Annotated in this window: 9 protein-coding genes; 7 read left to right on the forward strand and 2 right to left on the reverse strand. The window is 63.7% G+C overall.

Going from position 1 to position 7,301, the window contains the following annotated elements; translation table 11 throughout:
* Positions 1–149: 149 nt before the first annotated feature.
* Entirely contained in the window at positions 150–662 is a 513-nt protein-coding gene (locus HMPREF3172_RS07995; RefSeq protein ID WP_070516671.1) for a flavin reductase family protein, read from the reverse strand.
* Positions 663–693: 31 nt separating this feature from the next.
* On the opposite strand from HMPREF3172_RS07995, the gene HMPREF3172_RS08000 reads away from it, so the two are divergent.
* Together HMPREF3172_RS08000 and HMPREF3172_RS08005 are read left to right on the forward strand one after the other, a co-directional pair.
* Positions 694–966, forward strand: coding sequence for a DUF3039 domain-containing protein (locus tag HMPREF3172_RS08000; RefSeq protein ID WP_061943832.1), 273 nt, complete (start codon positions 694–696; stop codon positions 964–966).
* Positions 963–2,762: a DEAD/DEAH box helicase gene (locus HMPREF3172_RS08005; protein ID WP_070516665.1), complete on the forward strand. Its 1,800-nt coding sequence runs from the start codon at positions 963–965 to the stop codon at positions 2,760–2,762. Before HMPREF3172_RS08000 ends, HMPREF3172_RS08005 begins: the two co-directional genes overlap by 4 nt.
* A gap of 26 nt (positions 2,763–2,788) precedes the next feature.
* Here the strand turns inward: HMPREF3172_RS08005 and HMPREF3172_RS08010 are convergent, their stop codons facing one another.
* The gene (locus HMPREF3172_RS08010; protein ID WP_070516667.1) at positions 2,789–4,114 is read right to left on the reverse strand and encodes a nicotinate phosphoribosyltransferase; all 1,326 of its coding nucleotides are present in this window, start codon (positions 4,112–4,114) and stop codon (positions 2,789–2,791) included.
* A 79-nt stretch (positions 4,115–4,193) separates the two neighbouring features.
* On the opposite strand from HMPREF3172_RS08010, the gene clpS reads away from it, so the two are divergent.
* From clpS to rdgB, 5 genes are read left to right on the forward strand one after another with little or no spacing between them, the layout of a single operon-like run.
* On the forward strand, positions 4,194–4,490 hold the full coding sequence (gene clpS / locus HMPREF3172_RS08015) for an ATP-dependent Clp protease adapter ClpS (RefSeq protein ID WP_070516673.1): 297 nt from the start codon (positions 4,194–4,196) through the stop codon (positions 4,488–4,490).
* The gene (locus HMPREF3172_RS08020) at positions 4,487–5,050 is read left to right on the forward strand and encodes a DUF2017 domain-containing protein (RefSeq protein ID WP_070516669.1); all 564 of its coding nucleotides are present in this window, start codon (positions 4,487–4,489) and stop codon (positions 5,048–5,050) included. The genes clpS and HMPREF3172_RS08020 overlap by 4 nt, the downstream gene beginning before the upstream one ends.
* Entirely contained in the window at positions 5,047–5,868 is an 822-nt protein-coding gene (locus HMPREF3172_RS08025; protein ID WP_083274219.1) for an MBL fold metallo-hydrolase, read from the forward strand. Before HMPREF3172_RS08020 ends, HMPREF3172_RS08025 begins: the two co-directional genes overlap by 4 nt.
* Positions 5,869–5,913: 45 nt before the next feature.
* Complete coding sequence (gene rph, locus HMPREF3172_RS08030) at positions 5,914–6,639, forward strand: ribonuclease PH (RefSeq protein WP_062019622.1); 726 nt, start codon at positions 5,914–5,916, stop codon at positions 6,637–6,639.
* A complete protein-coding gene (gene rdgB, locus HMPREF3172_RS08035) occupies positions 6,636–7,253 on the forward strand; it encodes an RdgB/HAM1 family non-canonical purine NTP pyrophosphatase (RefSeq protein ID WP_062019624.1) in 618 nt (205 codons plus the stop codon). The genes rph and rdgB overlap by 4 nt, the downstream gene beginning before the upstream one ends.
* Positions 7,254–7,301: the final 48 nt, after the last annotated feature.

The following is a 7,301-nucleotide window of genomic DNA, read 5'->3' on the forward strand; positions in this document are numbered from 1 at the left end:
CCCCGGGGCACCTGCAGGGCCTTCACCCATTTCTAAAATGAACTCACAACGCCTTCCGGTTACTGGTGGTGTTGTTTCCTTTGAGTTCTGGCCCCCGTGCGGCTTCATGCCACCCGGGGATTTTTTGTATCCGCTCTCAGCTTTGCAACTCAGCTCCGCTCAGTAAACGTCCCATAGGACCGGTGAAAGCGCTGCAGGGGAGTACCGTCAGTGTTTCGCTCACCCTGATCCACCACCGGGCCAGACACAAGCGTGTGAGTCGTTATCTCCGTCCGCTGCGCAATGTCCACGGTGAAGTAGGCAAGGCAGTTGGCAATGACCACCTCGCCCAATTCGGTCGTCTCCGTGGGGATCTGTGACAACAGTCCATAGATAGGCTGTCCCGGCGTTCCAAGCCACTCTGCAGTATCCTGCTGGCCTGCAGACAGAACACTCAGCGTGTACCTGCTTGCGGTATCCAGCGCCTCCATCATCCGTGAACCCGAATAGACAGAAACCGCCATCGTCGGCGGATCCCACGACACACTCATATAGGAATCAACAGTGATCGCCGCGGTGTGCGAACCCCTCGCACAGGTGAGAACAGCAAGGCCCGTCGACATATAGCCGGTCAGACGGCGGTACTCATCAATGCCGACAAGATCACGTTGGGGTGTATCCATAGCCATCAGTCTAGGCGGCTAGAATGCTGGCATGTCTGAAACGTTCTCGGCTCCCGGTGGCAGCGCCACCATCGAACGTCAGCAACAGGAGCAGCTGACCGAACCCGGCGACCACGAACGCTTTTCGCACTACGCCCCCAAAGCCAAGATCATGGAGGCAATGGTCACCGGAACACCCATCGTCGCCCTGTGCGGCAAGGTGTGGGTTCCCTCCCGTGACCCCCAGAAATTCCCCGTGTGCCCGGCCTGCCGAGAAATCTACGAATCCATGCCCGAAGGCCCCCAGGAGCCCGACGACCAGTGAACGTACCCGGAAGAGTTCCGGGCACCTCGGCAGCAGAACATCTGCCTCCGGCTTATCCCGAACGCGCAGCGTGGGGTACAGCCGGCAAGCTTCGTGCCTGGCAGGCTGAAGCCCTCGAACAGTACTTCACCACCGAACCGCGAGATTTCCTCGCCGTCGCAACACCAGGGGCAGGTAAAACCACCTTTGCACTGCGCCTGGCAGCCGAACTGCTGGCTCAGCGCAAAGTCGACCGCGTCACCGTCGTAGCCCCCACAGAGCACCTCAAAGTGCAGTGGGCCGATGCAGCCGGCCGTGTCGGCATCAAGCTCGATCCGCGCTTTAAGAACAGCGACGGTTCAACCGCCCCCGGCTTTCACGGTGTCGCAGTCACCTACGCGCAGGTGGCCGCAAAACCCGTTCTGCACCACAACAGGACGGCCCGCGCACGCACCCTCGTGATCCTCGACGAGGTGCACCACGCCGGCGACGCACTGTCCTGGGGTGACGCCATTCGCGAGGCCTTCAGTCCCGCCCGCAGGCGCCTGTCGCTGACCGGTACGCCCTTCCGCTCAGACACCGCTGCAATTCCGTTCGTCGTCTACGAACCCGATGACGAAGGCATCCGCACCTCGCAGGCTGACTACTCCTACGGCTATTCGCGGGCCCTGGAAGACGGCGTGGTCCGCCCGGTCATCTTCATGACCTATTCGGGCAATATGCGCTGGAAGACCAAAACCGGCGATGTCATGGAAACCCTCCTGGGAGCTGATGCGACAAAGGACGTTCACGCTCAAGCGTGGCGAACCGCTCTGGACCCCAAGGGCGAATGGATCCCCGCCGTCCTCAAAGCAGCCGATATCAGGCTGAGCGAAGTGCGGCGCACGGTCCCTGACGCTGGTGGTCTTGTCATCGCAACCGACCAGAGCACCGCCCGCGCCTACGCAAAACAGCTCAAGCAGATCACCGGCGAAGAGGTCACCGTCGTCCTGTCGGACGAAGCCGGCGCCAGTGATCGGATCGATGAATTCCAAGAGTCCGACCGCCGGTGGATGGTCGCGGTGCGCATGGTGTCAGAAGGCGTCGACGTGCCGCGCCTGGCGGTGGGCGTCTACGCGACATCCTCGGCAACCCCGCTGTTCTTCGCACAGGCCATCGGCCGTTTTGTGCGCGCACGCAAACGCGGCGAAACAGCCTCCATCTTCCTGCCATCCGTGCCGATCCTGCTGGCACTGGCAAACTCCCTGGAAGTCGAACGCGACCACGCGCTCGACATCAGACGCGAAGACGTCGAAGACGATGAGCACCTGCTCGACGACGAAGCGATGGAGCAGGCCAACAGGAACGAAAATGCGTCATCGTCGCTGGACGAAGGAGCCTACGAGGCTCTGGAATCACAGGCGTCATTCGACAAGGTGCTGTTCGACGGCGGTGAATTCGGTGCCGGAGGTGCCGTCGGCTCAGAGGACGAACTCGACTTCATCGGCCTGCCCGGTCTGCTCGAACCCGACCAGGTGGCCGAACTCCTGCGCGCCCGGCAGGCCGAACAGGTCAAACGGCGCGGCAGCAGCGGCCAGGCCGCCCCACCACAGCCGCAGGCGGAAGCAGCAGAGCTGCAGCACCGCGCACTGAAAGAAGACCGCAGCAAACTGCAGTCCATGGTCGGAGCGTGGGCCCGCCGCACAGGAAAACCGCACGGCTCCATTCACCTGGAACTGCGGCGTGCCTGTGGGGGACCGGCCGTTGCGCAGGCCAGCCGCGAACAGATCCTCGACCGCATCAACACCCTGCAGCGCTGGTTCGTCGGCAGAAAATAGTCGCCGCTGATTACCCGGGCCGCCGCTTAGGCGTCGTAGAAGATCGTGGGGATCGTCGGGTCGCCTTCCTGGAGGCGGCGAGCCGAACGCGGCAGCTCCGCCATCGCGGCCCGGTGCATTTCCTGAGCGCGGACAACCGCCTCGGGGCCTGTGAAGCTGTCGTCGATTTCCCCATCGACAACAAAGTCCACCTGCAGATCCCGCCCTTCGCCGACGCTGTCGGGCAGGTGAGGCACACCGATTGCCTCCTGCGTGGCGGTGCCCCCTGAGAGCACCCGCCGGGCGGTCTTGAGACCACCGTGCGAGCCCTTGCCGGCAGCCTTCTTCGCCACCGAGTGCCACGTGCCCTCGTCATCCTGCCGGGCCGTGAGCTTATAGACGAGGTTCGCGGACGGCGCACCAGAGCCGGTCACCAGACGCGTGCCAACACCGTAGGAATCCACCGGGGCAGAAGCCAAGGACGCAATCGCGTACTCGTCGAGGTCGCTCGTCACCGTGATCGTCGTGTTGTGCGCTCCCAGCGCATCGAGCTTTTCGCGCACCTCGGCCGCCTGAATGCCCAAGTCGCCCGAATCCAAGCGCACACCGCCAAGATTCGGCCCGGCAATGCGAACTGCCGTTTCGAGTGCAGCGTCAACGTCATAGGTGTCCAACAGGACAGTCGTGTCAGCGCCGAGCGAATTGATCTGCGCGCGGAAGGCATCTTCTTCCGTTGGGTGCAGAAGAGTGAAGGAATGTGCCGAGGTGCCAATCGTGCGCAGACCATACCGACGCCCCGCTTCGAGGTTCGACGTAGAAGAAAAACCGGCAACAACAGCCGCGCGGGCCGCGGCAACAGCGCTGCTTTCATTTGTGCGCCGCGAACCCATCTCCGCCAGCGGGCGGCCTCGAGCCACACCGCTCATGCGCGAAGCCGCGGCAGCAACAGCACTGTCGTAGTTGTACACCGACAGGGCGAGAGTCTCCAGAATGACGGCTTCGGCAAACGAGGCCTCGACAATGAGCAGCGGCGAACCGGGGAAATAGACATCGCCCTCCCGGTAGCCGCGGATCGTTCCCGAGAACCGGTAATCCGCCAGCCAATCCAGAGCGTCCTCGGACACAACACCCGTGTCACGCAGGAAGCGCAGCTCAGCATCGCCGAACCGGAACCGGCTCAATCCCTCCAGAAAGCGGCCGGTGCCGGCAACCACGCCGTAGCGGCGGCCCGCGGGAAGTCTGCGCCCGAACATCTCAAACAAACACGGAGTGTCCGCAGTGCCGGCATCCAACGCCGCCTGCAGCATCGTCAGTTCGTAATGGTCGGTAAGAAGAGCGGTCGAAGGTCCGTCAGGCGTTGTGAGTTCACGCATACTCGCGAGCATATCGGACCACACAGCGGGTCTTTTGGCACTCCGTGCAATACAGTTGAGAGCTGTGAGCACCACCGCCATGCCCGTCGCAGAATCGGACGTCCTCGCCGACGTCCAGACCGATCCTGCTCTGCCGTGGGTGACGATCGTGTTCAACGACCCGGTCAACCTCATGTCCTACGTGACATACGTGTTCCGGTCCTACTTCGGGTACTCCCGCGAAAAAGCCGCCGAACTCATGCGGCAGGTCCACTACGACGGCAAAGCCATCGTGTCCCAGGGATCCCGCGAAGAAATGGAAAAAGACACGGCCGCCATGCACGGCTTCGGCCTGTGGGCCTCCTGCCGCCAGATGGACTCCGGGGGAGCGGCATGAAGATCTCGCCTGGAAACTCCGAATTCGCCCAACTGGAATTCGACGACACAGAAAAGGCGATCATCGCCCGTGTTGTCAGCGACACCATCACCCTGCTCGACAGCCGGTCCGACAGCGAAAGCGACGACCCGCTGGCAAAGATGGTCGGCATAGAAGATCGCGAACGCCCCACCGACCCAGCGCTTCTGCGGCTGCTGCCGGACGCCGACCCGGAAAACCCAGAAGCCTCCGCCGAATTCCGCCGCTACACCGAAAACGACATCCGCGAAGGCAAAATCGCGAACCTGCAGACCATCCTCTTCACCCTGAGCCGCACCAGCCCCGCCGACATCGGCCACGACGAAGCGCACGCCTGGATGATTGGGCTCACCGACGTCCGCCTGGTCATCACCAGTCGGCTGGGCATCGTCACCGAAGACGACATGCAGCAGCTCTACGACAATGACGACAACCTGGACGACAACGAAGCCGCCCTGCTGTCCATCTACGACTTCCTGTCCTGGATGCAGGAGCGCTTCACAGAACTGTTCATGAATCAGTTGGACGGAGACGGCCGATGATGAAACTCACTGCGATCGGCACGTCAGGCTCCTACCCGGGACCCCACGCCGCCGCCAGCTGCTATCTGCTGCAGATTGAAGCCGAGCGGACGTGGAACATCGTGCTCGACTTGGGTTCGGGCGCACTGGGGCCGCTGCAGCGCTGGATCAACCACACCGACATCGACGCGGTGGTGCTCAGCCATCTGCACCCTGACCACTGCCTCGACGTCACCGGACTCTACGTCATGCACCGCTACGACCCGCGGTTCCTCGACGCCGGAGGCCCACCCAACCGTCTGGCGGTGTACGGTCCGGCCGGTACCCGCGAAAGGCTCACGGCAGCCCACCACACGGATCCCGGAGCAAGCCCCGTCCCAGCCGATTCCACCTCGGACGGTTTGGAGCAGGCATTCGAGTTCACCGACATGCGCGACGGCCAGCCGTTCACGGTCGGCCCCGTGACCATCACCCCGCACCTGGTGCACCACCCGGTCGAGGCCTACGCCGTGCGGATCGAATACAACGGCGCGGTGCTTGCCTACTCCGGTGACTCCGACGCCTGCGAGAACCTGACCACAGCCGCGCGTGAGGCCGACCTCTTCCTGTGCGAAGCCGCATTCGAAGACGGCCGCGACACAGTGCGCGGCATTCACCTCAACGGTGAACGAGCCGGCCGCACAGCACAGGAAGCCGGCACCAAGCGGCTGGTCCTGACCCACATCGCCCCCTGGACCAATTCCGACACCGTCACCGCCGCGGCAGAACGCCACTACAGCGGCACAATCGACCTTGCGGTACCTGACCGCACATGGGAAATCCGCGCGCAGCAGCCGTAAAAACCGGCAGATGCCAGCGCCGAACAACAACATTGAGGAGCAGTCATGACCCGCTTTGACGGCCGCACGGCCGATCAGCTTCGACCCGTTTCCTTCCAGCGCGGCTGGCTCGACCACGCCGAAGGCTCCGTGCTCGTGGAGTTCGGCAACACCCGCGTGCTGTGCGCCGCATCCTTGACCGAAGGCGTGCCCCGCTGGCTCAAAGGCGAGGGCACTGGCTGGGTCACCGGCGAATACGCCATGCTGCCGCGCGCAACCCACACCCGCTCAAGCCGCGAATCCGTCCGCGGCAAAGTCGGCGGCCGCACCCACGAAATCTCCCGCCTCATCGGCCGCAGCCTCCGTGCCGTTGTCGACACCGCGCAGCTGGGCGAAAACACCATCCAGCTGGACTGCGACGTCCTCCAAGCCGACGGCGGCACTCGCACGGCAGCGATCACCGGGGCGTACCTCGCGCTGCACGACGCAATCGAAAAGGGCCGCGAACTCGGCTGGATCACCAAGAACGCCCAGGTGCTGAAAGACTCACTGGCGGCCGTCTCCGTCGGCATCGTCGACGGCACCCCGGTTCTCGACCTTCCCTACGAAGAGGACTCGAAGGCCGAAACAGACATGAACGTCGTCATGACCGGCTCCGGCAAGTTCATCGAAATCCAGGGAACTGCAGAAGGCGAGCCGTTCGATCGCACCGAACTGGGCACACTGCTCGACCTGGCTTCGACCGGCTGTGCCGAGCTGACCCGCCTGCAGAAAGAAGCCCTCGAAGCATGAGCGGCGGCGAAGGCAAACGCGCGGTCCTTGCCACCGGGAACGAAGGCAAGCGCGCTGAACTCGAAGCGATCCTGTCGCGCACCCTGCCGGGCATGACGGTTGTGACGTCATCGGCTCTGGGACTGGCCAACCCCGTGGAGGACGGCACGACGTTCGAAGAGAACGCCCTCATCAAAGCCCGCGCGGCCGCTGCTGAATCCGGCATGCCCGCCTTTGCGGACGATTCCGGCCTGACCGTCAGCATTCTGGGTGGATCACCGGGCATCTTCTCGGCCCGCTGGAGCGGTGCCCACGGCGATGACCTCGCCAACAACCGGCTGCTGCTGGCTCAGCTGGCCGACGTCAAGGACGCCGACCGAGGAGCCGCTTTTGTGTGTGCGGCAGCTTTTGTCGACACCGACGGAACCGAGATCGTCTGCCGAGGTGCCCTGCCGGGAACACTGGCCCGCGCACCTCGCGGTTCGGGCGGGTTCGGCTACGACCCCATCTTCATCCCGGAAGGTCAGGAACGGTCCCTGGCGGAGTACAGCCGGGAAGAGAAGAACGCGGTGTCTCACCGTGGTCGAGCATTCACTGAACTCGTCGAGAAGGTCCGCGCGCACATCGCAGGCTGACGCCGCAAACACAAGCGCGGCCGGTGCATGAGCACCGGCCGCGCTTCA

The organism is Brevibacterium sp. HMSC08F02 (genome assembly GCF_001807555.1).
GTDB lineage: Bacteria > Actinomycetota > Actinomycetes > Actinomycetales > Brevibacteriaceae > Brevibacterium > Brevibacterium ravenspurgense.

Excerpts from the sequence above, each read along its gene's own strand:
- HMPREF3172_RS07995 (WP_070516671.1), bottom strand. The coding sequence starts at position 662 with ATGGATACACCCCAACGTGATCTTGTCGGCATTGATGAGTACCGCCGT.
- HMPREF3172_RS08000 (WP_061943832.1), top strand. The coding sequence starts at position 694 with ATGTCTGAAACGTTCTCGGCTCCCGGTGGCAGCGCCACCATCGAACGT.
- HMPREF3172_RS08010 (WP_070516667.1), bottom strand. The coding sequence starts at position 4,114 with ATGCGTGAACTCACAACGCCTGACGGACCTTCGACCGCTCTTCTTACC.
- clpS (WP_070516673.1), top strand. The coding sequence starts at position 4,194 with ATGCCCGTCGCAGAATCGGACGTCCTCGCCGACGTCCAGACCGATCCT.
- HMPREF3172_RS08020 (WP_070516669.1), top strand. The coding sequence starts at position 4,487 with ATGAAGATCTCGCCTGGAAACTCCGAATTCGCCCAACTGGAATTCGAC.
- HMPREF3172_RS08025 (WP_083274219.1), top strand. The coding sequence starts at position 5,047 with ATGATGAAACTCACTGCGATCGGCACGTCAGGCTCCTACCCGGGACCC.
- rph (WP_062019622.1), top strand. The coding sequence starts at position 5,914 with ATGACCCGCTTTGACGGCCGCACGGCCGATCAGCTTCGACCCGTTTCC.
- rdgB (WP_062019624.1), top strand. The coding sequence starts at position 6,636 with ATGAGCGGCGGCGAAGGCAAACGCGCGGTCCTTGCCACCGGGAACGAA.